We start from the raw sequence: 25,140 nt of genomic DNA on the forward strand, positions 1-25,140 counted from the left end.
TATGTCTAAATTAAACCCTTATTTTGGCGAATTTGGTGGACAATATGTTCCCCAAATATTAATGCCAGTACTTGAGCAACTTGAGGACGCCTTTATTTCGGCAATCAATGATCCTAACTTTCAAAAAGAATTTAACGATTTATTAGTCAACTATGCTGGCAGACCAACTGCATTAACTTTATGTAAAAATCTAACCGCTGGCACGAAAACCAAGCTTTATTTAAAACGGGAAGATTTGGTACATGGCGGTGCGCACAAAACGAACCAAGTTTTAGGACAAGCGTTGCTTGCTAAAAGAATGGGCAAAACCGAAATTATTGCTGAAACGGGGGCGGGTCAACATGGAGTTGCATCAGCTTTAGCTTGTGCATTACTGGGTTTAAAATGCCGAATTTATATGGGTGCGAAAGATGTTAAACGCCAAGCACCTAATGTCTTTAGAATGCGACTCATGGGGGCAACAGTGATCCCCGTTGAAACAGGATCTGCAACCTTAAAAGATGCCTGTAACGAAGCATTGCGTGATTGGTCTGGAAGTTATGAAAAAGCCCATTATATGCTCGGTACAGCAGCGGGTCCGCATCCTTTTCCAACCATTGTGCGTGAATTTCAGCAAATGATCAGCCGTGAAGCAAAACAGCAAATTCTTGAAAAAGAAGGGCGTTTGCCAGATGCGGTGATTGCTTGTGTTGGCGGTGGTTCAAATGCCATTGGTATGTTTGCTAATTTCATTGACGATAAATCGGTCAGATTAATAGGTGTTGAGCCCGGTGGTCATGGTATCGAGTCTGGTGAACATGGAGCTTCGCTTAAACATGGTAAATTGGGGATTTATTTTGGTATGAAATCGCCAATGATGCAAACAGACGAAGGGCAAATTGAAGAATCATATTCAATATCAGCAGGACTTGACTTCCCATCGGTTGGGCCTCAGCACGCTTATTTAGATAGCATTGGGCGCGCTGATTATGTTTCAATTACCGATGATGAAGCGTTGGACGCTTTTAAAGCTTTGTCGCGTAGTGAAGGTATTATTCCTGCATTAGAATCGTCTCATGCATTAGCCTATGCCATGAAAATGATTAAAGAAAACCCAACGAAAGAACAGCTATTAATTGTTAATCTCTCAGGGCGAGGCGATAAAGATATCTTTACCGTATACGATATTTTAAAAGCAAAAGGAGAAGTGGAATGAACCGTTATCAAAAACTGTTTACTCAGTTAACCGCTGAAAATCGAGGTGCTTTTGTTCCTTTTGTTCCCGTTGGGGATCCTACGCCAGATCTATCGTTTAACATTATTCAAACATTAATCGAATCTGGCGCCGATGCGTTAGAGCTTGGGATCCCATTTTCAGATCCGATGGCCGATGGTCCGACCATCCAAAATGCTAATATTCGTGCATTCAAAGGTGGAATAACCGTTGAAAAGTGTTTTGATATTTTAGCTAATGTGAGAGCGCAACATGCTAATATCCCAATAGGGTTACTTATTTATGCTAATTTAGTTTTCAAAAAAGGTATCGACAATTTTTATGCCAAGTGCGCCAAAGCGGGAGTTGATTCGGTGTTGATTGCCGATTTACCTGTTGAATATGCAAAAGAATTTACAGGGGCAGCAGAAAAATACAATATAGCGCCAATTTTTATTTGTCCACCTAATGCTGATGATGAAGTCATTAAGAATATTGCTAAGCATGGTAAAGGTTATACCTATTTGGTCTCACGTGCAGGTGTTACTGGTGCTGAAAATCGCGCGAATAAACCACTTACTCATTTATTACAAAAATTAACCAAATTTGGCGCGCCACCTGCGATTCAAGGATTTGGTATTTCTGAACCTGATCAAGTAAGCGAAGCGATTAAATCAGGTGCGGCAGGAGCAATTAGTGGATCTGCAACTGTTAAAATTATTGAGGAAAACCTTAATAATCCAGAACAAATGCTTAACCAGTTAGCGAATTTTGTTAAAACTATGAAAAAGGCAACTCATAAGTAATTTATCGAACTGAATTATTAGCATAAATAGTTGCATTGAAATGCGAATTATTGTGCTAATATAAATTTATCGGTTATGCCTTGTTTTATTATTAAACACGCTAAAATTAGCGTGTAATGTTTTTTCATGATTTTAAGCATATGAATAAAACTACAGTGATTTGCAGTTGCATTTTATTCAAAATAACGTATAATTCTCATTCATCTATCGCGGGGTGGAGCAGCTTGGTAGCTCGTCGGGCTCATAACCCGAAGGTCGTTGGTTCAAATCCAGCCCCCGCAACCACTTAAATTTTCATTCATACCAATCTATCCTGTTATTGTGTGAAAGTTCGAATGAAGTGGCTTCATTATAGTTAGTATTTAAATGTAAGCCTCGCATGTCGAGGTTTTTTTTGTGTTATGATTTAAACGTAAGTTTAAAAGAAATGTTGGGCTTTATGCCCTTTTTTATTTTTTGCAGTGGAGGTTTGTTTGGCTAATATAGAACAGCAATTAACCAACATTATCCAAGAGCCAGTTAATGCGCTTGGTTTTGAATTAGTCGGGGTTGAGTATATTCGTGGTCGTTACCCTGTACTACGAGTCTATATCGATAGTGAAAATGGTATAACGGTTGATGATTGTGCTGATGTTAGCCGACAAATTAGTGCAGTACTGGATGTCGAAGACCCTATCAAAGATGCTTACAATCTTGAAGTTTCATCGCCGGGAATGGACAGGCCTTTGTTTACGCTTGAACATTACCTGCGTTTTGTTGGCGAAGAGGTCACAGTGAGTTTGCGTATTCCTGTTGCTAACCGTCGCAAATGGAAAGGACGAATTAAGTCTATCGATAGTGGAATGATTACATTAACTGTCGACGATAATGATGAAGTGTTTGCTTTTAGCAATATACAAAAAGCAAACATTGTACCTAATTTTAACCTTAAATAGAGTACGGATGTAAAGGATGAATAAAGAAATTTTAGCTGTTGTTGAAGCGGTATCAAACGAAAAAGCGCTTACGCGCGACAAAATTTTCGAAGCGTTAGAAACTGCATTAGCAACGGCCACTAAAAAGAAACATGCTGTTGATATTGATGTTGTTGTAAAAATTGACCATAAAACTGGCGATTATGACACCTTCCGTCGTTGGCAAGTCGTTAACGAAGTGACCCAACCAACGAAAGAAATTACATTAGATGCAGCACAATACGAAGATCCATCAGTGCAACTAGGTGATTATGTTGAAGAGCAAATTGAGTCAGTTGCTTTTGACCGTATCACCACGCAAACGGCTAAACAAGTGATTGTACAAAAAGTGCGCGAAGCAGAACGTGCCATGGTGATTGACATGTTTAGACATCGTATTGGCGACATTGTGACAGGTATTGTCAAAAAAACCAATCGTGACAGCGTGATTCTTGACTTAGGCAACAATGCTGACGCTATGATGTCACGCCATGATATGCTACCGCGTGAAAATTTCCGTATTGGCGATCGTGTTCGAGGGATTTTATATCTTGTAGAACAGAATAATAAACCTGCACAACTTTGCATTAGCCGTTCAAATCCCGAAATGATGGAAGAATTATTCCGCATTGAAGTGCCTGAAATCGGTGAAGAGATGATCGACATCAAAGGTGCAGCTCGAGATCCTGGTTCACGTGCTAAAATTGCTGTTAGCAGTAATGACCGTCGTATAGACCCTGTTGGGGCTTGTGTCGGTATGCGTGGAGCGCGTGTTCAAGCTGTATCGAATGAATTTGGTGGAGAACGTATTGACATTGTTTTATGGGACGATAACCCTGCACAATATGTCATCAATGCCATGGCACCAGCTGATGTGGTTTCGATCGTTGTTGATGAAGATAAACATACCATGGACGTCGCGGTAAATGCAGACACCTTACCACAAGCCATTGGTCGAAATGGTCAAAATATCCGTTTAGCGTCTCAACTTACTGGTTGGACATTAAACGTAATGAGTACCGAAGATTTGCAAGAAAAACACCATGCAGAATCTTTTGCAGCAATCAATAATCTAATTAAACATCTTGATATTGATGAAGGGCTTGCACAGCTATTAGTTGAAGAAGGCTTTACCTCGCTTGAGGAACTTGCCTATGTACCTGTTGATGAATTGCTTGAAATCGAAGACCTTGATGAAGAACTAGTTGAAGCATTAAGAAACCGAGCAAAAGATGCATTAACAACACTTGCACTAGCAAATAGTGGCGACAAACAACCTGCTCAAGATTTACTTAATCTGCCAGGTATGACACAAGAGTTAGCTTATCAATTAGTGCAACATGACATCATTACTTTGGAAGATTTAGCAGAACAAGGTACCGAAGATCTAGCCGATATTGAAGGCTTAACAAGCAAACAAGCTGGCGATTTTATTATGGCTGCACGTAATATTTGTTGGTTTGCAGATGAATAATTGAGGAAAAGTAATACATGACCAAAGTATCAATAGAAACACTGGCTCAAGAAATCAACACTCCAGTGCAAACACTTTTGCAACAGTTTGCCGATGCAGGTATGAATAAAACTGCGTCTGATACTGTCACACAAAAGGAAAAAGAAGCTTTGCTTGCCCACTTAAAACCTCAGCAAGGCCCAACAAAATTGACATTGCAACGTAAAACGCACTCAACCTTGAATGTGTCTAGCGGTGGTGGTAAAAGTAAAGAAATTAAAGTAGAAGTGCGTAAAAAACGCACTTTTGTTAAACGTGATCCAGCCGAAATTGCTGCTGAGCAAGAAAAGGCACGCCTTGAAGCTGAACAAAAAGCCAAAAAAGAGGCGGAAGAAAAAGAAAAACTAGTCGCACAAGAGGCGAAAAAACGCGAAGAAGCACAAGCTAAAAAACGTGCACAAGAAGAAAAAGCAAAAGCAGCGCAAGAACAATCCAGCGATCCAAAAGTGAAAAAAGCGCAAGAAGAAAAAGCACGATTAGAAGCAGAAGCTAACGAAATTAAACGCAAAGCCGAAGAAGAAAATCGTCGTAAACTAGAAGAAGACGCTAAACGCATGGCTGAAGAAGCGCGCAAATTAGCTGAACAATATAGTAATATCGACGAAAAAGACACTACCGAAGACGAAGATTACCATGTCACAACTTCTAAATATGCGCGCGCAGCTGAAGACGACACCGATCGTGAAGTTGAAAGTGCACGTGGTCGAGGTCGGAGTGGTAAACAAACTAAGCAGAAAAAGGGTAGCAAATTATCCGAAGGTAAAGCTGAGCGTGAAGAAGCACGTGCAGTGACTCGCAGTGGTCATAAAAAGAAAGGTAAAAGCACATTACAACAGGGCTTTAACAAACCAGTACAAGCAGTCAACCGTGACGTTGTGATTGGTGAAACCATTACTGTTGCTGAACTTGCTAACAAAATGGCAGTAAAAGGATCTGAAGTCATCAAAACCATGATGAAAATGGGCGCAATGGCAACCATCAATCAGGTTATTGACCAAGAAACTGCGCAACTTGTTGCTGAAGAAATGGGACATAAAGTGGTATTACGCCGCGAAAATGAGCTTGAAGAATCACTCATGAGCGACCGTGATACTGGTGCAGAAAAAGTTGCACGCGCTCCAGTTGTCACCATTATGGGGCATGTTGACCATGGTAAAACCTCATTACTTGACTATATCCGTAAAGCGAAAGTGGCATCAGGTGAAGCTGGTGGTATTACCCAGCACATCGGTGCTTATCATGTTAAAACCGCAAGCGGTGAAATTACATTCTTAGATACTCCGGGTCATGCGGCATTTACTTCAATGCGTGCGCGTGGTGCTAAAGCAACAGATATTGTGGTACTTGTAGTCGCTGCCGATGATGGTGTGATGCCACAAACCATTGAAGCAATTCAACATGCTAAAGCAGCAAACGTGCCAATTGTTGTTGCTGTGAACAAAATTGATAAACCAGAAGCCGATCCTGAGCGTGTAAAAGGTGAACTTGCTCAATATGGTGTAATGTCAGAAGATTGGGGTGGTGATACACAGTTTGTTCATGTTTCGGCTAAAGCAGGAACCGGTATTGATCAACTGCTTGAAGCTATTTTATTACAAGCGGAAGTGCTTGAACTTACCGCATACGAAACCGGTATGGCAAGTGGTGTGGTGATTGAATCATTCCTTGATAAAGGTCGTGGTTCGGTAGCTACTGTTCTTGTGCAATCAGGTACACTGCGTAAAGGCGACATTGTTCTTTGTGGATTTGAATATGGACGTATTCGCGCAATGCGTAACGAACTAGGTAAAGAAGTTACAGAAGCGGGTCCTTCTATACCAGTTGAAATCCTTGGCTTATCGGGTGTGCCATCAGCAGGTGATGAAGCAACTGTTGTGCGTGATGAAAAGAAAGCGCGTGAAGTTGCCCTTTATCGACAAGGTAAATTCCGTGATGTGAAACTTGCTCGTCAGCAAAAAGCGAAACTTGAAAACATGTTTACTAATATGACAGAAGGCGATGTTTCTGAGCTTAATATCGTATTAAAAGCGGATGTTCAAGGTTCGGCTGAAGCGATCTCTGATTCATTACTTAAACTGTCAACAGACGAAGTTAAAGTTAAAATTATTGGATCAGGCGTGGGTGGTATCACTGAAACTGACGCATCACTGGCAGCTGCATCGAATGCGATTATTTTAGGTTTCAACGTTCGTGCCGATGCATCAGCACGTAAAGTGATCGAATCAGAAAACTTAGATCTACGTTACTATTCTGTTATTTATGACTTAATTGATGAAGTTAAACAAGCCATGAGTGGTATGCTTGCACCAGAATACAAACAAGAAATCATTGGTCTTGCTGAAGTGCGTGATGTATTTAAATCACCTAAATTTGGTGCAATTGCTGGTTGTATGGTAACCGAAGGTGTGGTTAAACGTCACAACCCAATTCGTGTTCTACGTGATAACGTAGTTATCTATGAAGGTGAACTTGAATCATTACGTCGCTTTAAAGATGATGTTAACGAAGTGCGTAATGGAACCGAATGTGGTATTGGTGTGCGTAACTACAACGATGTTCGTGTTGGCGATACGATTGAAGTCTTTGAAACTATCGAAATCAAACGTACGATCTAATTACAACGTATTAATGTTATAAGCAAGGTTTAGCCTTGCTTATTCATTTTTTAAGGAAAATAGATATGGCAAAAGCATTTAATCGTTCATCTCGAGTTGGGCATGAATTACAAAAAGAAATTGCAATTATCTTACAACGAGAAATTAAAGATCCTCGTCTTGGCATGGTCACTGTTTCGGGTGTTGATATTTCGCGCGATCTTGCCTATGCTAAAGTGTTTGTCACTTTTTTAAATGACGATGATCCGCAAGTGATTGAACAAGGTTTAGCAGTACTTAATGATGCTAAAGGCTATATTCGCACTTTGATTGGTAAAGCTATGCGTTTGCGAATCATTCCTGAGATCAAATTTTTTTACGATGAGTCGCTTGTTAAAGGTATGCAAATGTCGAGCTTGGTGGCGGATGTTATCAAGCATGATAACGAGCGTCATAAAGATTAATATTAAAAAATAGTCCTGAATTTTGTAAAAATTTCAGATAACTATGCATTTCAATATAAAATAAATGATGAATATAAAAAGAACTCGCCGTGATCTTCACGGCGTTTTGTTACTAGACAAACCACAAGGCATGACATCCAACGATGCTCTGCAAAAAGTGAAATGGTTATTTAATGCTAAAAAAGCGGGGCACACAGGGGCACTTGATCCATTAGCGACAGGTATGCTACCTATCTGTTTTGGTGAAGCGACCAAATTTTCACAGTATTTATTAGATTCAGACAAACGTTATCGAGTGATCGCCAAACTTGGTGAGCGTACAGATACCTCAGATGCGGATGGCCAAATTATTTGTACCAAACTTGTTAAAGTGAGCGAATCGCAAATTAACCAAGCTTTAATGCATTTTCGAGGTGATATTTTACAAGTACCGACCATGTTTTCGGCTTTAAAATATCAAGGTAAACCACTTTACGAATATGCTCGCCAAGGTATTGTCATTGAACGTGAAGCTAGGCCTATTACCGTTTACGAAAATCAATTTATCCAATTTGATGCTATAAAAAACGAATTAACGCTAGAAATACACTGCTCTAAAGGCACCTATATTCGAACTATTATTGATGATTTAGGCGAATTACTGGGTTGTGGGGCACATGTTATTTATTTAAGGCGTTTGCAAGTATCTAATTATCCGATTGATAAAATGATCAGTTTAGATGCATTACAAAATAGGACCGAAAAGGATGAACTGTTAATGCCTGTTGATAGCCCGTTACAAGATCGTCCAAAAATAACGCTGACTGATGCACAAGGTAAAGATATATTGTTAGGGCGAACCATTGAATTTGAAAGCGCTGCACAAGTTGAAACCTTGGTGCGAATTTATCAAGGCAAGCAATTTATTGGCGCCGGCGTGATGCAAAGTAACAAATTATCGCCAAAACGATTAATATCAACATTCATCAACTAGTCTTGCTTGGTTTAAATCCCGCTGAAAAAAACAAGCTTTTCAAGCTAGTGGTTTTTAACGACTTGTTTAGATATGAAACGGTATAGACTCCTGAATCTTTTTTACAAGTAATAAGCAATACCAATGTAAGAAATGGGCAAATAGTACAGCAGAAGTTGTGATTGTAAACTAGGTTCAGAAAATCTCTGCCTAAACTATAATTTTAATATAAATACGATTTGGTACTCAGTTATTTTTACCAAAGCGAATTTGCTACTTTTTGCTGTACTATTTTAGAGGATAGTTACATTTACTTTTTCAAAATGAGCAATATTTTCATTCAAAATATCTATTCCTTTGCTTTGTTCAAGTTGGGTTGTCATTTGCCATCCTTCAACTTGAAAACGTGTATTTGTTTTCATCCATTTTTCAGTTTTAATCGACATATTAGGAAATATTTTTGTTGCCGCAGAATTTGCTGCAGTATCTATTTCTTCTAGTTTAGAAAATGTGCCTTGTTTAACCACAATTTTTACGGTTACTCCATTATATTTTGTGAATATCATTATCTTCATTATAATGTGTGGAAATATGTAATAGCTGAAACAAATTAGAATATGCGAATTTTTGTTACGATTTTACTCACAATTGAATGCCTTATTATTTTTTCTCGACTTGGTCAAGATAGTAATCTTATACTTAGTGATCAAAAATTAACAACGTTTCTAATTATTGTTTTATTTATTTTTAATTCTCTTGTCGGTGTATGTTACTTACTAATCAAATCCAACAAAAAGAAAGGTGACTATATAACAATTACAATGTTATTTGTGATTATCTTTTTTATCCCGGTAAATAACTCAATCATAGAAAATAAAACGCAAAATTATTTGCGGCAAAAAAAAACTCTTAAAGAGAAACTACTTGGTGATACTTTAAAACCTTTCTATCAAGATACCGGGACATCAGATGAAAGACGGATTCAAAATCTAAGAGAGAATTTCGCTGAAGGCTATGCAACAACCGATAAAAAATTTTATTATTACGAAGCCAATTATGACAAACCAATTTGTTATAAATTTAAACACTCTTTTGTTACCAACGACCAAATGTATATTATTTTAAGCTGCCAAAATCCAGATAACAGCATACTAAGTTATGCGCTGGCTACCCAAAAAGGTAATCCCTCATATATTAATCCTTGGTTTGGCGGAGGATTAGATAACTATGAAGAATATTTTGTTCCAGAATATCCTTATATCAATTTACTCAATGATAAGGATTATAGCATTATCTATACAGATCCTGTTGATGGAACCAGATATGGTAAATATTATGACCAACTATATGTTATACCTATTCTAGAGAGGAATGAAAAGTGAGGTAAAATCCCATATTAGTGATAGTATTATTCAATTTCAAAAACAACATACATCTCAAATCAATGTCAAGCAAATGTGGTAGAAGAACCTGATTTTGATGCATCAGAACTAAGAGAAAGTATTGCTGAACGATGTAAAAATGGTGACAAGTGGCCTTATAATCAGTGCGTCGGTATTTATTATGAGAGTTTATTAAAAACCGATTTTGGTAATTACTTAAGAGTGTCTATCATCCATGTAAAAGAGGATACAAAAGTGGCTGAATGTATTGTGGAAGTGTCAGAAAAGAAGTTTACAGCAATACAAAAACAAACTGGGCTGAAAACGAATGGCATGAGTCGCTTGTAGCGCTTTCCATCTTTAGTTCTTTTAGACGTTTTATATCTGAGCTTTCCATACCACCCTATTTCTCTCGCTATTTATAAAAAGTGGAGTTGCCCATACTTTATTTATGGCAAAGCTCTTTAACAGAAATGTCGGCTTCTGCTTCTTGTAGTATTTTAGGGGATAGTTACAGCTCAATGCTAATAAAATATACAAATCATCCTTTAATACCTTTTGATATTGCTAACGATCAATCGAGTTTTTTAATGATGGATACATTATTTTAGCCTGCTTTGATGGAAATGATACAAGTGGAGACCGAAGGTGTATTTTCATGATTATGGTTATAGTGGGGAAGAACCTTCTTGGGAAAACCGATATCATTTAGACAATTTTTTAACTTAGCTAGAACTAGCCAAAATAGAATTAGCCCAATATAAAGCTGAGAGGGCTAAATTAGGTTTAGTCAAATATTAAAAAGTCAGTATGAACATTATTGGTTAACCAAACTCCATTATCAGCTAGATAAAATTTAAAGCCTTGTTGATGCATTAGTAAGGCTTTTACCTTTAATACAATAGGTTTACCGTAGCGTTTCCCTACCGCATTAGCTGTCTGTTCATCAATAGATAAATGGACATAATGGCGATCACCGGCAATTAATCCTTGTTTTTTTATTGAATCAATAAAGCGCGTTGCTGTACCATGATATAAAAATTCGGGTGGTACCTGTTCAACATACTTAATTTTAACTTGTTGAGTTGAATGTCCTTGTGCTGCGCGTATTTTTAAACCATCTTCTGAAATAGTAAAACGTCTTTTATCGCTTGTTTTGACAACTTTTTTGATTAACTCTTTGGTAAGTGATTCGCCATGTCGATTAGCTTGTAGGATCAATATATTAATATCGATCCATCCTTCAGTATCTAAGGTTATACCGATAGCTTCTGGTTGATGTCTTAAAATATAACTTAAAAATTTACTCGTTTTATTTAATTGATTGTTCATGTTTTATATCCTTTATTCTTCCTATCAACCATTATAGATCTTATCTATCACTTTAAAAACTCGTAAGTCATACCCTGTTATAGTCGATTGTAGTTTAGGGATAGGATTGTTCTCCTGAGCTATGTAACCGACAACATAAAACCTCATACTGATATTAATTGCATTCCTTTTGCATATCCAACCAATAAATCATTTAAAAATAAATATTTTTTATTTTAACGGTATAGAATCCTGAATTATTTTTACATGTGGTATCAAAAGACACGATTGTTATTTGCAGTGAAGACGATCAAACGCATTTAGTGAGTAAAATGGGGATGAAACGTTAATCATGCTCAATTGCATAGTGTAAATGTACCAGGTAAGTTCCACAATCGACGTAATCAAAATAAGTTTAGTAAAAACCGAGCATCTCAAACATTAATAAAACATCGATTCAGCACTAATGATTGTACAGCGCTTAATGGGTTTTATTGTGTTTTCTATAAGCTCACAAAGTAAAGCCGCCGATTTTTGCCCCATTTTAAACAATGGTTTATTTATTCTGTACAGGCTATCTAATTCATTGTATTTAAGTTCCTTAGAGGCACTAAAATACGATATTGTAAGTGGTTTAGTCAGTTTTGCTTTATTTTCATTGGCTTGGTGCAACGCGCCGAGAATCATGCTATCGGGTGATTGGTGGTGTTGTTCTTTATAATTATTTTTATTCAAGCAATTTAAACTAAAATGATCGGTGCAAATAATTGCAGTAGGTGATTTGGTACTGTTTATTAGTTTATTTACTGCCGATCTAGCATGTTGATAGGTAAAGCAGCCGTGAATAATATATCGGGGTTCAATAGCAATATTGGCGCGCAGTAAAGCCTGTTTATAACCTTGTAGCAGAAGCGTGGAGCTGGTTAGTGTTTCATCGTTAAGCAAAATAGCAATTTTGCTATGTGATTTATCAATCAAATATTTTGTTATTTGATGTCCAATCAACAAATGATCAAAATGCACGCAAACAAAATCAAGCGAAAAGTGATTAACTAATACAATAGGTGGTAATGTATTTTTATAAGCAACCAACGTTTTTAAATAGGGAGCATCATTAATAATGATAATTCCGTCAAAGGCATTTTGAGCAACATAACGAATAATATGATGGATATCACTTTTATTATTATAAGGAAACTGCAAATAAAACACTTGATACTGCTTTTCTTTTAGTTCTTGCTCGACACCAATATTGATTAAGCTCTTTGAAAAAAGTTGGTTATCAATAATTAATATCTTGCCGCTGTTATGTATTGGTTTATAGGGTTTGAAATTTTTTGATGTGTCCATATTTAATTCCTCAATAGCTTTATAAACGCGTAGTTGTATTTGAGAGGATGTCAAATGTGGTTTTTTTAACACTCTAGATACTGAAGCGACTGACGTGTTGGCTTTTTTGGCAATTGTTGATAGGGTGATTTTTGTCATAATAATGCATAAAACTAATTAAAATGGCTTATCACTTTACTGATATTGAGTTGTTTTGTAAGGGATAGAATTTTGTTTTGTCGATCTGTGTCCCAAAATATCTATCACAGATATCTAAGCAGCTTAAACAGGTATGCTTTATCAAAAATATGGAATAAGTAATATAACCATGTTATATATAATGTGAAAAATATACTTGAATGAAAAAATTATTATTAAAAACTTAGATAAAAGTTCGTATTTTCTTCTATTAGAAAAAATAGAATGGAAGTATGCTAACATGAGGTAAACAAAAGGAATTTGATATGAAACTAAAACCTTTATTGGGCGCAATTTTATTTATGTTTAGTTATTGTGTCTGTGGTCAATTACTTGATATTAACTCTAAATATCGTGGTGAACCATTTTTTATGAGTGTTGATATGCATCAATTGCAACAAGATTGCGCTAGAAACGAAGATGAATATAATCAACTAGATAAAAAAGAAAAGATAAAATATGATAGCCGTTGCCCACTCAACAATTTGAAATTTGATTTTAAACAGTTAGATAAATTAATCGATAATGATCCTATTGTCTATAATGGTAATGATTTTCAACTAAAATTAAGCATTAACCCAATTAATCCTAATAACAAAAACGAGAAAGATATACCTAATTCTGGGCGAGATATTACGTTATTTTTAATTAGCAAAAATCAGGTAATTGATAAGCTTTTTTTAGCAAATAACTCTTTTTCTAATAATCCTACCCTTTGGAATGGCTATCAGCATTACTATATTGCTCCAAGTGGCGATATTTACACATTATTGACAATAAAATCAGAACCAATTGAGGATGAGTCTGGGACTTTTCCTACATTATGGAAGCATTACAATATTGACACAAGTAATATGAAATTTGGGCTTAAAGAGATGCAAATTAATATGCCAGAAGCAACTTATCAAATTATCTATCCTAACCAATTTAATACTAAATTTCACGAAGGCGCTGTTGAGTATGGTTTAACATTAGAAGAGTCCATTGCACTGTTTAATCAATCAGCTAAAAATGGATCTTCTGATTATAGTCTTGATTTTAGAATCTATCGTTATTATCAAGATCAGCTAAAAGAGAAAGTAAAGCAGCTTGATAATAAAAAACCACAGCAAGATTCATTGCTAGCATTGGGAAAAAATATAAATACAGCGTGTTTAATTACACCAGCTCCGATTTATGAAAGTGATATTGAACCTTATTTAGATAAACTTTTGACTTGCTTAATTGATCAACATCGGCAGGCAATCAAACACGTGGAAGATGAGTTAGCCAATTAGTATTATTTAGCAATCAATATAATAAGTAAGTATAAATTTTATTAGTAAAAGATAATTCATTATTGGTGAAGACTAAAAAATCATCTTATTTGTTTGAATAGTCAAATAACCTGTGAAAAAGTAAACTGCTAAATTCATTTTCGAGTATTATCAAAAGCTCAGTATCAACAAAGCCATCTTAATGATGGCTTATCGTTTTAATGTTCAGAATCACAGTCAATTGAAATCTATTCATCTAATGCTATTGTCATGTATCTTTTTCCGCTATCTTTGACAATATAGTGATATAATTACCGCTAAATTTTTTATTGGGTTTATAAATATGTCTGCATGGAATATTGCTATTGTAGGAGCGACAGGCCAAGTTGGTTCTGCGCTAGTTGAGTTGCTACAGCAACGTAGTTTACAAGACAGTAGTCTAAAAATTGAAAATCTTTATTTAGTCGGTAGCGACAATAGTGCTGGCGAAATAGTTCGCTTTGCTGGCAAAAATTTAACGGTGATTGACAGTACACAAATGGATTGGAGCGAGTGCCATTTTGCTTTTTTTGTCGCTGGTGCTAAAACCAGTGAAAAGTATGCGCAAGTCGCAGCACAATCGGGGTGTATAGTGATTGATGCAAGTGGTTATTTTGCTCAGCAAGATCATATTCCATTAGTGGTACCTAAAGTGAATAATAGCGTATTGACCGAATACCGTAATGAAAACATTATCGCCGTTGCTAGTGCCACTGTATGTCAGTTGTTGCGTTGTGTTGCTTCGTTAACTGATATGGAATTATTAACAAATTTACATGCGACTAGTTTTATCCCAGCATCATTGTATGGCAAATCTGGCGTGGATGAACTGGCAGGGCAAAGTGCTTGCTTGTTAAATGGTATGCCGGTTGATAATCAACTGTTTGATAAGCAATTAGCTTTTAATCTATTACCGGTATCGCACGAACATCACGATGCAATACTCGGAGAAAAATCCCAAGTTGATCAAATCCGTAAAGTATTGAGTAATTATGAACTTCCAGTTTCTATCGAGTCAGTGATTGTGCCCGTGTTTTATGGCGTGTCACAAGCCATTAATGTATCAAGTAGTTTGCCAATTGAATTAGATATGGCACGCTTTGGTGAATTTGGTGTTGAAGTGCAAGGCGATAACTTGCCAACGCCAGTGACCGAAGTTAGTACTGAATCAGAACACAATTTGGTTATAAAGTTGGCGAATTTAAGACACAGTTATGGTCATTATGAACAAATTCAATTTTGGTCAGTGGCCGATAATATCCGTTATTTAGGGGCATTGATGTTAATTGAGACGCTTGAGATCCTGATTAATGACTACCTGTAAAATTGCCCTAGGTATTGAATATGATGGCAGTGGTTATTTTGGCTGGCAACGCCAGCAATCTGTCGATTCTATTCAAGAGCGGCTAGAATCTGCCTTATCCATTATTGCTAATGAGCCAATCAACGTATTTTGCGCAGGTCGAACCGATGCTGGCGTGCATGCGACAGGACAAGTAGTGCATTTTGAAACCCAAGCTGCGCGCTCACCGAGTGCTTGGACAATGGGGGTTAATTCGCATTTACCTGATAATATTGCAGTGCGCTGGTCACAAATAGTTGAGGATAGTTTTCATGCAAGGTTTAGTGCGACAGCTCGACGTTACCGTTATGTGATCTATAATCATCGCTATCGCCCTGCGATTTTAGCTAAAGGGGTGTCACATTATTATGTGCCATTAAACGAAATATTAATGCACCAAGCTGCGCAGTATTTATTAGGTGAAAACGACTTTTCATCATTTCGAGCAGCTCAATGTCAATCAAGAACGCCTTGGCGTAATATTCATCATATTGAAGTGACAAGGCAAGGTGCATATATTATTGTTGATATTAAAGCCAATGCATTTGTGCACCATATGGTACGCAATATTGTGGGCAGTTTACTTGAAGTTGGTGCGGGTAATCAGCGTCCAGAGTGGATTTATGAACTTTTGCAAGCTAAGGACAGAACGCAAGCCGCCGCAACAGCAAAACCGGAAGGATTATATTTAGTTCAGGTGGATTATCCATCTGAATACCAAATACCCGATCCTAGTTTAGGTCCATTATTTTTAAAATAAGCAACATAGCTTAGCAATAAATTCAATTTAGAACAAAAGATGAATGTAATGAATACTGATCGAACAAGAGCAAACAAAGATTCTAAAAATCAAGAAGCAGAAAAATCAAATCTGCACAATATCAAGCTTCCACCGCACTCAATCGAAGCTGAACAAGCAGTGCTGGGTAGCTTGATGCTTGATAATCAACGTTGGGATGCGGTATCTGAAATGATCACTGAGCGGGATTTTTACTCTCGTCATCATCAATTGATTTTTTCTGAAATGCATACTTTGGTCAGCAAAGGGACACCAATTGATTTAATTACCCTTTCTGAAAGTCTTGAAAGTAAAGACCTATTAGCCGATGTAGGTGGTTTTGCTTATTTGGCGGAGCTTTCTAAAAACACGCCAAGTGCGATTAATGTTGTTGCATATAGCGATATTATTCGCCAACAAGCAATTTTGCGCGAATTAATTAGCGCATCAAATGATATTGCTGATAACTGTTATGCCACCGAAGGGCGCGATAGTACCGAAATTTTAGACTTGGCGGAAAGTAAAATCTTCCAAATTGCTGAAAGCCGGACTAAACAAGGCGAAGGCCCAAAAAGTATAACCGAAGTGTTAGAAGCAACGGTAGCTAAGATTGAAGAATTGTTCCAACGCCCGCATGATGGTGTGACAGGGGTTTCAACCGGTTATATTGATTTAGATAAAAAAACGGCTGGTTTACAGCGTTCTGATTTAATTATTATTGCAGCAAGGCCATCAATGGGTAAAACCACATTTGCCATGAATTTGTGTGAAAATGCTGCCCTAGAGCAAGAAAAGCCAGTATTAATATTCAGCTTAGAAATGCCATCAGAACAAATTATGATGCGTATGTTAGCGTCACTTTCGCGTGTTGACCAAACCCGAATTAGAACAGGGCAACTACAAGACGATGATTGGGCAAGAATTTCAAGCACTATGGGCTTATTGTTGGAAAAGAAAAATATCTATATTGATGATTCATCAGGCTTAACGCCAATGGAGTTACGCTCAAGGGCCCGACGTATTTATCGTGAGCATAAAGGGTTAAGTATGATTATGGTCGATTACTTACAATTAATGCGGGTGCCGAATATCTCTGAAAACCGAACATTAGAAATTGCCGAAATATCACGATCACTAAAAGCCTTGGCGAAAGAGTTACAAATTCCTGTTGTTGCACTTTCACAGCTTAACCGTAGCTTAGAGCAACGTGCTGATAAAAGACCGGTTAACTCAGATTTACGTGAATCGGGATCTATCGAACAAGATGCCGATGTGATTATGTTTATCTATCGTGACGAGGTGTATAACGAAGCCTCTGAACATAAAGGTATTGCCGAAATTATTTTAGGAAAACAACGAAACGGTCCAATTGGTAAAGTACGATTAAAATTCCAAGGTCAGTTTTCACGTTTTGATAACTATGCAGATAACAGTAAATTTCTTGATGATGAGTAAAAAATAATAATTATCGATACAGCGTAAATAGGGATATAACTCTATTTACGCTGTTTTTTTATCGCCATTAAAAAGTCGTTTTAAAAGCGGTTTCAACAGTAGTAGTTTCAAAAATCACTTTAACGGTGCACTTTTTTGTGAGCAACAAACTGATAAGTCTGGGCAAATAAAAAAAGAGTTGCTTGTAAAATAACGATACAGGAGCTGGTTGACGCATCTATATAATAACTTATCAAGGTTCCCATCACCGTTGAAAATGTCGAAACCAATACGGCAATCACCAACATCCATTCAAAGCGTTTGCTTAACGAAAAAGCAGTGATGCCCGGTGCTATCAACATCGCAATAACTAAAATCATCCCAGCGACTTTTAATGATCCTACAATAGTTAAAGCCAAAACACTCAACAAACCGTAATGTAGTAACTTAACAGGTAGTCCTACAACTTTAGCCTGCACAGGATCGAAGCAATAGAGCATCAGATCACGGCGTTTAATAATAATTAAAAGCGACACAATTATAGCAATGAATATGATCTGTTTGAGATCGTCATAACTGGTGCCAAGCACACTACCAAATAGAATATGATTTAAATGTTGCGACGTATCCACCTTAGAAAATAATACTAAACCGAAAGCAAACATCCCAGAAAACACAATCCCCATGACCGTATCTTCTTTAATGCGACTGTTTTCTTTAATATAACCTGTTGCAACCGAGCAAAATAGACCTGAAGCAAAAGCACCAATGATAATCGGGATACCTGCTACATATGCCAGCACAATGCCGGGTAAAACTGCATGCGAGATCGCATCGCCCATTAACGACCAGCCTTTTAACACTAAAAAACAAGATAGTAGGGCACACACAATACCGGTTGCTAACGAAGCTAAAATTGCGCGCTGAATAAGAGGAAGAGTAAGCGGATAATAGATATATTCCCAAAACTCTGTCATACCTGCCTCCCTTTATTTAAACGGCTTTGGCGGATCCTAAGGCGATTTATAATTAACCCTTGCTGTGGAGCAAATAAGAATGCCGCAATAAATATTAGCGTTTGCAACGTCACAATAACGCCACCGGTTTCACCATTTAAAAAGTAACTGATCCAAGCGCCAATAGCACTTGTTATAGCGCCAATTAGCACCGAAATAATCAATAAGTGCGAAAATCGGTTAGTCAATAAGTAAGCGGTTGCACCAGGTGTAACAACCATAGCAATTACTAAAATAGCACCAACAGTTTGCAGCGCCGCAACAGTACAGGCGCTTAAAATGGTAAAAAATAGGATTTTTAATGGTAGTGGTTTTAATCCAATGGATCGGGCATGGGTTTCATCAAAAAAAACGACTAACAAATCCTTCCAAAAAAAGAAAAGTAATATAAATGACACCAAAATAATGATTTGCACTTGCCACATATCACTATCATCAATCCCTAGAATATTACCAAATATAATGGTTTGCGCATTGATTGATGTTGGATTGAGCGAAATAATTAACAAACCGACAGCAAAAAAGGTTGAAAAGATAAAACCGATAATGGCATCTGCTTTTAATCGCGTAAAGGCACGTACGAGCGTAATTGCCAGTGCAGCGAGTAATCCGGTAAAAAAAGCACCAACAGAATAAGGCACCCCCAACGCATAAGCTCCTGCAACTCCCGGCACAACAGAATGCGAAAGCGCATCGCCCATGAGTGACCAACCTTTTAACATTAAAAAAGCCGATAAAAAAGCACAGGCAGCACCCACAATACTACTTACCCAAATTGCTTTTAACATAAAACCGTAGGTGAATGGTTCAAGTAACAGTTCCATTTATTATTACCCTTTTGGTTCATTATCGTGATGGTTAACTAGCAAATCTCGATGAGGTGAGTCATGCTTACCTTCCCCATAAAAAATTGCAGCACGTTCATCATCGGTTAAGATCGATACTTTACGAGGATCTTCATCATCATGCAATTGTTCGCCCGACAAACTCAGATAACGCAGAGCACCACCAAAGGTAGTCATTAAATTTTGTGGTGTAAAGGTTGTTTTAGTTGGACCAAAGGCCAAAACAGTTTGATTAATTAATACCACTTGATCGCAAAATTCAGGCACACTACCTAAGTTATGAGTTGAAACTAAAATTAAATGGCCTTCTTTACGCAGATCTTTCAACAGATCAATAATGGCATTTTCAGTTTTAACATCAACCCCAGTAAAGGGTTCATCTAACAACAGCACTTTACCTTGCTGAGCTAACGCTCGAGCTAAAAATACCCGTTTTTTTTGCCCACCTGACAGTTCACCAATTTGACGATGCTTAAAATCGAGCATATTAACGCGTTCAAGGGCAAGATCGACCTGTTTTTTATCTTCTTTACTTGGAATACGTAAAAAAGACATATGCCCATATCGCCCCATCATGACCACATCTGACACGAGCACAGGAAAATCCCAATCGACTTCTTCGGTTTGTGGCACATAGGCAATGATATTTTGTTTTAAGGTCTGCTTAACTGACATATCATTAAATGTGACATGACCACGAGTTGGACGAACCATCCCCATAATGCTCTTAAATAACGTCGATTTACCGCTACCATTAACGCCGACTAATGCGCAAATAGTGCCACCATTTAATCGAAAGCTAGCATCATAAATTGCGGTATGACCATTATTATAAGTCACGGTGATATCATCAACATTCAAGCAAATTTGAGTCATTATTTTTCAAATCCTTTAGCGATAGTTTCGACGGTCACTTTGAGTAGATCAATATAAGTGGGTACAGGGCCATCTTTAGTTGAAAGTGAATCGACATATAAAACGCCACCATATTTAATATCGGTTTCTTTACTAACTTGTTTAGCGGGCTTATCTGAAATAGTACTCTCACTAAAAATAACAGGAATATCATTTGCTCTAACTAAGTCAATTAAATGCCTAACTTGCTGAGGGGTGCCTTGTTGCTCGGCATTGATTGGCCAAAGATAAGCTTCTTTCAAATTATAGTCACGAGCCAAATAACTAAACGCGCCCTCACTGGTGACTAACCAACGCTTGGCTTCAGGAATTTTAGCTAAACGCTCACGTAATGGTGCATCAAGTGCTTTGATTTTAGCAATATAATCGGCTGCATTTTTATTATAAATCGCGGCATTTTGCGGATCATATTTGACAAACGCTGCACGGATATTTTCAACATAAGTTAAAGCCAACGTTGGCGACATCCAAGCATGCGGATTCGGGTTACCTTTATAGCTGCCTTCTTGAATTGGCATCGGCTCAATACCCTCTGTCACCACAACCGAAGGTACATCTTTAACGTCTTCAAAAAAACGTTTAAACCAAAGCTCTAAATTAAGGCCATTCCATAATACCAAATCGGCTGAATGCACTTTAGTAATATCTTTCGGCGTGGGATCGTACTCATGAATTTCAGCCCCGACTTTGGTAATTGACTCAACCTCAGCAGCATCACCAGCAACATTTTGCGCAATATCTTGAATAATGGTAAAGGTGGTAACCACTTTAAATTTTTTTTCTACCGCATGGGCAGATTCAGAAAGACCCGCCAAAATAATTAACGAAGTTAAAATAACCTTTAATAACGTTTTGCGGTTTTTAAAAAAAATGAACTTCATTAGCGACTCCTTGCAAACAACACACAATCAAATAACAAAATTCAGTGATAACGATACACCAATTTAGCAAATATCTTTTATTTAATTAGTTATAATAATGAAACAGTATTACCGGTTGAACAGCAATAAAACTAAATATTAATGAGAATTGTTATCATTTGATGCAATAAAGTCAAATCCTTTTTAAAACTTGCTGTTTCTTGCTTCATTATTGCTATAACGATAGCCTGAATTTATTGTATATAAAACTCAATTAAATAGTAGGTAATTCCGTCTATTTAACTAATAGTTAGCACAAAACAAACAATTAACCGAGTTGCAATAATGTCCCTTTATTGATAATAACTAAAGGTATATTATTGAAATAATCTTTACTGTTTTACCTATTTCTTAAATCAAGCGAGGCTTAACATGAAATTACGAAAAGTGATGATTATTGGCGTGGGTAATGTTGGATCAACAACAGCTTATACATTGGTTAACCGAGGCATTTGTGAAGAAATCGCACTTGTTGACCTCAATAAAGAGCTAGCCTATGGACATGCGCAAGATTTATTAGATGCTGCGGCTTATCGGCAAAACATGGTCAAAGTTAGCTTGCGTGAATCAACTGACTGTGCAGACATAGATATTGCCATTATCACCGTCACATCAGGCATTGCCCAAAAAAGCCGAGCCGAAGAACTTGCTGGCACATCCAAAATTGTTGCTAGCATTGTACCTAACATGATGAGTAATGGATTTAAAGGCATCTTCTTAATTGCAACCAACCCTTGTGACGCCATCACATATCAAGTCTGGAAACTATCAAAGCTACCTCGTCACCGCGTAATTGGTACAGGGGTATGGCTTGATACGGTACGATTACGTCGATTGTTAGGCGAAAAAATGGACATAGGCCCACAAAGCATTGACGCCTTCATTGTGGGCGAACATGGTGATTCGCAGTTTCCAGTTTGGTCTCATTCATCAGTCTATGGTATTAATTTAAATGATTTAGAAAAAAACAAAATAGATTTTGATGAAGTGGGTAGCCAAGCTCGAAAAATGGGCTTTGAAATAGCGAATCGAAAACACTGCACCGAATACGGTATTGCCAGCACTATCACCGAAATATGCCAACATATATTCACCAACAGCCACCGAGCATTAGCGCTCAGTTGTATTTTAGACGGAGAGTATGGCTATAAAAATGTTGCTATTGGTGTCCCTGCAATTTTAGATCAGCATGGAATCAAAAAAGTGATCAAGCTTGACTTTACCGAAAATGAAAAACAACTCTTTGAAAAAAGTGTCAATATTGTAAAAGGGTATATTGAACAAATTAGATAAATTATAGTAAAAACATTTTAATATCTACTATCATATATAAAGTATAGAATAGCTAGGAGTGGTTTGGTTTAGGACGTTTTGGCCTTTTAAAAAATGGCATTTATGCCAACGCCTGAGTTCAAGGATTTTTATGCGAAATCCTATAAAGCCAAGCCACAAATCCCTTTTTGACGTGCTAACCTTACTTAGTTGTCGGCACTTTTAAAGGCACTAAAAAAACAACCAGCAAAAAGCATTCACCAAAGTACGCCAACGTAGGTTGACTCCGGTTTTAACAAAACTTTAAAAATTTTAACAAAAAAACTAGCGCATTATTAATCAACCGGTTATAATTTCACCGCTTTCAAAGCAAAGGGAACGCTCATTAACTGAGCGGATAATTATAAAAATTCAAATAAAACAAAATATTACTTGACAGGTTAATCGAAATGCGCTATCATAATTGGCATCTGGCATCTGGCATCTGGCCTGCCAAACCTACGCCCTAAATCTTTTTAAGTTTCACCGTAGTCTAAAACAGACTCAATTCTCATTTTTATCATCACGTTCATCGACAAGGTTGTCATCGAAGCCGAAGTTCTTATTGATGTTGTGCTTGGTGTTTGTTCCATTGTTATTATTGTCTTATTCGCAAGGTTCTCAGGCGTTGTCTGCTTATACCTCAAGAGTGATTGAAGGTTCTGCTCCGTATTTAACATTTGATGGAGGTCGAACTAAGTTGACAACTACTGACATGTTATTGGCTATTAAATTGCCTGATGGTAGAATCATCACATCGTCAACCAATACATCAAGTGCCACAAATCCAATAAAGTTAATAAATGGAAGTACGCTTAGTGATATAGGCATGATAATTCCACCATCAGTGACTTCGGTGAGTCTAGATGATTTAGTGCATCGTTATTACTTTTGGGATGATGATGATGGGGATGGTGTAGGAGCTAATGGTATAACGGCAACAGGAAGCTTATCGGTGAGTTTTACTGATAAGAATGGGAATACAGTAAGTCGTAACGATAGATTAGACATCTGTAAAGCACCTTATAAAGTGAAATTAAGTAGCACCGGTGGTAGTTTAATTACACAATATGGTGTTCCTAATAGTAGTAATTTCGGTGGTAATTCGGTGGAGTATTATATCAATCCGAATTCAACTGAAGCTATGACTTGTTATGCAAGGCCAAATCTTGCTCAAAATTCAGGTGCCCCAGCAGATATATGGAATCTTGATAAAGGCTTTTTGGTTCAGTCAACAAATCCGTCATCTTACGGCCTTAATTTTCCCACTACAGGTTCAGATGGTTTGTATTTTGATTTAGATATAGGTGGTGTGGATGGAAGTCAGTTGAGGTGGTCTTCTGTTTCTCGCGGTGGAATAACGGCTACAGTGAATTGGACAAGGCCACGCTCCGATACATTCACCCCCCCAAATGGAAGTTCCATGGAGGCCGATAGTTGGATTAGTGATAAATCCCAATATGTAACTCGGGTAACGCTAAATGGTCCAAGGGCAAATGATAATCAGATAAATTCAAGTAGTTCTAGTTTAAGTGCGCCATCTTTACCGCAGACCTTTGAATTAGAGGGTAAGGATAGTAGTGGTAGAGTGGTTGTGAAATATGGATTTCAGTTGAAGCAGTGGTTCGTCAATAGAGGGAATAAAAGAGATCTCCCATCTAACCAATCATCTTGGTGTAGTAGTAGCTCGGGTTATCGTCTTGCTAAGCTCAAGGACTTGACTAATGCCAATTGTAATGCTTGCCCAAGCGCCACGCCGTCGTCACCTGGTAATAATTACCAACGACGAATAGGGGCTGGATTTTTTACGGAGTGGGGATCCATGTATGGTTACGTTGATGCTGGCTTTGCCAACTACTTTTACTGGACACCTGACTTTGCCGCTACCGGCCGATTGTTTGCTGCCAATGCGAACACCGGTACGGTCCTTTACGCTACTGCCGGCGGGCTTTATGCTGTTTGTACTACTCCTTAACTGTTAGCTGTTAATCCTAAGTTCGCAGTGGTGTTTATATGACTATAGTTGGCCAAGTTATTAAAGCCGCACCTCTGCGCAGTTGGGGCAAACTATTGCAGATGCGTTGTTGTGGTTTAAATTCGTGGTTTATTTTGATGTGGCAAGATTTCGGACGTGGTCAAGATAGTTGTTTTGAACACGAAACGGCAAACGTCCGAAACCTCTGCACCTAATTCATTCTATGCACCAGAACAAAAAAGACCTAATTTTCCACCCAAAAATCTGTCAGAAAAGGCATTGATTTTATTAAAGTTTTTATTTGGTGGTTTTTATTCAAAAACACCACCAAAACCATTTCTCAAAACACGCCACCAAAAGCTCAACCTTATCAACTTAGCAAAACTTTACAAATATTTAACAAAAAACTAGCGCATTATTAATCAATCGGTTATAATTTAAGCGCTTTCAAAGCAAGGAAAAGCTCATTAGTTGAGCGGATAATTATAAAAAATTAAAATAAAACAATAAATTACTTGACAGGATTATCGAAATGCGCTACCATGCATGGCATCTGGCATCTGGCATCTGGCCTGCCAAACCTACGCCCAAAATCTTTTTCAATTTCACCGTAGT

General features: G+C 37.5%; 22 protein-coding genes, 1 tRNA gene and 1 pseudogene. 16 read left to right on the forward strand and 8 right to left on the reverse strand.

The window, feature by feature from the left end:
• The first annotated feature begins 1 nt into the window (after position 1).
• From trpB to truB, 8 genes are all read left to right on the forward strand, one after another.
• Positions 2-1,195 carry a tryptophan synthase subunit beta gene (gene trpB, locus ACYIAJ_RS09535; protein WP_483558931.1) on the forward strand — a complete coding sequence of 398 codons (1,194 nt, stop codon included), beginning with the start codon at positions 2-4 and terminating at the stop codon, positions 1,193-1,195.
• On the forward strand, positions 1,192-1,998 hold the full coding sequence (gene trpA / locus ACYIAJ_RS09540) for a tryptophan synthase subunit alpha (RefSeq protein WP_483564693.1): 807 nt from the start codon (positions 1,192-1,194) through the stop codon (positions 1,996-1,998). Before trpB ends, trpA begins: the two co-directional genes overlap by 4 nt.
• A gap of 208 nt (positions 1,999-2,206) precedes the next feature.
• Positions 2,207-2,283, forward strand: a tRNA-Met gene (locus ACYIAJ_RS09545).
• 188 nt (positions 2,284-2,471) lie between these two features.
• The gene (rimP, locus tag ACYIAJ_RS09550; protein WP_091345968.1) at positions 2,472-2,933 is read left to right on the forward strand and encodes a ribosome maturation factor RimP; all 462 of its coding nucleotides are present in this window, start codon (positions 2,472-2,474) and stop codon (positions 2,931-2,933) included.
• 16 nt (positions 2,934-2,949) lie between these two features.
• A complete protein-coding gene (gene nusA / locus ACYIAJ_RS09555) occupies positions 2,950-4,425 on the forward strand; it encodes a transcription termination factor NusA (RefSeq protein WP_483558927.1) in 1,476 nt (491 codons plus the stop codon).
• A gap of 17 nt (positions 4,426-4,442) precedes the next feature.
• The gene (gene infB, locus ACYIAJ_RS09560) at positions 4,443-7,079 is read left to right on the forward strand and encodes a translation initiation factor IF-2 (RefSeq protein ID WP_483558925.1); all 2,637 of its coding nucleotides are present in this window, start codon (positions 4,443-4,445) and stop codon (positions 7,077-7,079) included.
• A 65-nt stretch (positions 7,080-7,144) separates the two neighbouring features.
• Positions 7,145-7,522: a 30S ribosome-binding factor RbfA gene (gene rbfA, locus ACYIAJ_RS09565; RefSeq protein WP_065586528.1), complete on the forward strand. Its 378-nt coding sequence runs from the start codon at positions 7,145-7,147 to the stop codon at positions 7,520-7,522.
• A 64-nt stretch (positions 7,523-7,586) separates the two neighbouring features.
• Positions 7,587-8,495, forward strand: coding sequence for a tRNA pseudouridine(55) synthase TruB (truB, locus tag ACYIAJ_RS09570; RefSeq protein ID WP_483564694.1), 909 nt, complete (start codon positions 7,587-7,589; stop codon positions 8,493-8,495).
• 272 nt (positions 8,496-8,767) lie between these two features.
• On the opposite strand, the gene ACYIAJ_RS09575 is transcribed toward truB, so the two are convergent.
• Positions 8,768-9,040, reverse strand: coding sequence for a hypothetical protein (locus ACYIAJ_RS09575; protein WP_483564695.1), 273 nt, complete (start codon positions 9,038-9,040; stop codon positions 8,768-8,770).
• Positions 9,041-9,091: 51 nt separating this feature from the next.
• Between ACYIAJ_RS09575 and ACYIAJ_RS09580 the strand changes: the two genes are divergently transcribed.
• Together ACYIAJ_RS09580 and ACYIAJ_RS09585 are read left to right on the forward strand one after the other, a co-directional pair.
• The gene (locus tag ACYIAJ_RS09580; RefSeq protein ID WP_483564696.1) at positions 9,092-9,856 is read left to right on the forward strand and encodes a hypothetical protein; all 765 of its coding nucleotides are present in this window, start codon (positions 9,092-9,094) and stop codon (positions 9,854-9,856) included.
• 75 nt (positions 9,857-9,931) lie between these two features.
• Entirely contained in the window at positions 9,932-10,204 is a 273-nt protein-coding gene (locus ACYIAJ_RS09585) for a hypothetical protein (protein ID WP_483564697.1), read from the forward strand.
• A gap of 438 nt (positions 10,205-10,642) precedes the next feature.
• On the opposite strand, the gene kptA is transcribed toward ACYIAJ_RS09585, so the two are convergent.
• The 3 genes and pseudogenes from kptA to ACYIAJ_RS09600 all read right to left on the reverse strand — a co-directional run.
• The gene (gene kptA, locus ACYIAJ_RS09590; protein ID WP_483564698.1) at positions 10,643-11,188 is read right to left on the reverse strand and encodes an RNA 2'-phosphotransferase; all 546 of its coding nucleotides are present in this window, start codon (positions 11,186-11,188) and stop codon (positions 10,643-10,645) included.
• Positions 11,189-11,608: 420 nt separating this feature from the next.
• Positions 11,609-12,517 (reverse strand): substrate-binding domain-containing protein, encoded by a 909-nt coding sequence (locus ACYIAJ_RS09595; protein ID WP_483564707.1) that lies wholly within the window; start codon positions 12,515-12,517, stop codon positions 11,609-11,611.
• A gap of 12 nt (positions 12,518-12,529) precedes the next feature.
• A pseudogene (locus tag ACYIAJ_RS09600) lies at positions 12,530-12,655 on the reverse strand (LacI family DNA-binding transcriptional regulator); the annotation flags it as partial.
• A 305-nt stretch (positions 12,656-12,960) separates the two neighbouring features.
• Here ACYIAJ_RS09600 and ACYIAJ_RS09605 point away from each other — a divergent pair.
• The 4 genes from ACYIAJ_RS09605 to dnaB all read left to right on the forward strand — a co-directional run bounded on the left by ACYIAJ_RS09605 (position 12,961) and on the right by dnaB (position 17,564).
• Positions 12,961-13,971: a hypothetical protein gene (locus ACYIAJ_RS09605; RefSeq protein WP_483564699.1), complete on the forward strand. Its 1,011-nt coding sequence runs from the start codon at positions 12,961-12,963 to the stop codon at positions 13,969-13,971.
• Between the two features lie 322 nt (positions 13,972-14,293).
• On the forward strand, positions 14,294-15,313 hold the full coding sequence (locus ACYIAJ_RS09610) for an aspartate-semialdehyde dehydrogenase (protein ID WP_483564700.1): 1,020 nt from the start codon (positions 14,294-14,296) through the stop codon (positions 15,311-15,313).
• Entirely contained in the window at positions 15,300-16,091 is a 792-nt protein-coding gene (gene truA / locus ACYIAJ_RS09615; RefSeq protein WP_483564701.1) for a tRNA pseudouridine(38-40) synthase TruA, read from the forward strand. The genes ACYIAJ_RS09610 and truA overlap by 14 nt, the downstream gene beginning before the upstream one ends.
• A 48-nt stretch (positions 16,092-16,139) precedes the next feature.
• Positions 16,140-17,564, forward strand: coding sequence for a replicative DNA helicase (dnaB, locus tag ACYIAJ_RS09620; protein WP_483564702.1), 1,425 nt, complete (start codon positions 16,140-16,142; stop codon positions 17,562-17,564).
• 119 nt (positions 17,565-17,683) lie between these two features.
• Here the strand turns inward: dnaB and ACYIAJ_RS09625 are convergent, their stop codons facing one another.
• Genes ACYIAJ_RS09625 through ACYIAJ_RS09640 form a run of 4 tightly spaced genes read right to left on the reverse strand, consistent with a single transcriptional unit; the run spans position 17,684 to position 21,200 of the window.
• On the reverse strand, positions 17,684-18,520 hold the full coding sequence (locus ACYIAJ_RS09625; RefSeq protein WP_483564703.1) for a metal ABC transporter permease: 837 nt from the start codon (positions 18,518-18,520) through the stop codon (positions 17,684-17,686).
• Positions 18,517-19,383: a metal ABC transporter permease gene (locus tag ACYIAJ_RS09630; RefSeq protein ID WP_483564704.1), complete on the reverse strand. Its 867-nt coding sequence runs from the start codon at positions 19,381-19,383 to the stop codon at positions 18,517-18,519. Before ACYIAJ_RS09630 ends, ACYIAJ_RS09625 begins: the two co-directional genes overlap by 4 nt.
• A gap of 6 nt (positions 19,384-19,389) precedes the next feature.
• Positions 19,390-20,280, reverse strand: a complete 891-nt coding sequence (locus ACYIAJ_RS09635; RefSeq protein WP_174797629.1) for a manganese/iron ABC transporter ATP-binding protein — start codon at positions 20,278-20,280, stop codon at positions 19,390-19,392.
• Positions 20,280-21,200 carry a metal ABC transporter substrate-binding protein gene (locus ACYIAJ_RS09640; protein ID WP_483558908.1) on the reverse strand — a complete coding sequence of 307 codons (921 nt, stop codon included), beginning with the start codon at positions 21,198-21,200 and terminating at the stop codon, positions 20,280-20,282. Before ACYIAJ_RS09640 ends, ACYIAJ_RS09635 begins: the two co-directional genes overlap by 1 nt.
• 411 nt (positions 21,201-21,611) lie before the next feature.
• Between ACYIAJ_RS09640 and ACYIAJ_RS09645 the strand changes: the two genes are divergently transcribed.
• Together ACYIAJ_RS09645 and ACYIAJ_RS09650 are read left to right on the forward strand one after the other, a co-directional pair.
• Positions 21,612-22,532: an L-lactate dehydrogenase gene (locus tag ACYIAJ_RS09645; RefSeq protein ID WP_483564705.1), complete on the forward strand. Its 921-nt coding sequence runs from the start codon at positions 21,612-21,614 to the stop codon at positions 22,530-22,532.
• A 442-nt stretch (positions 22,533-22,974) separates the two neighbouring features.
• Positions 22,975-24,525: a hypothetical protein gene (locus ACYIAJ_RS09650; protein WP_483564706.1), complete on the forward strand. Its 1,551-nt coding sequence runs from the start codon at positions 22,975-22,977 to the stop codon at positions 24,523-24,525.
• Positions 24,526-25,140: the final 615 nt, after the last annotated feature.

The sequence above is a fragment of the Gilliamella sp. X-46 genome (genome assembly GCF_057063525.1).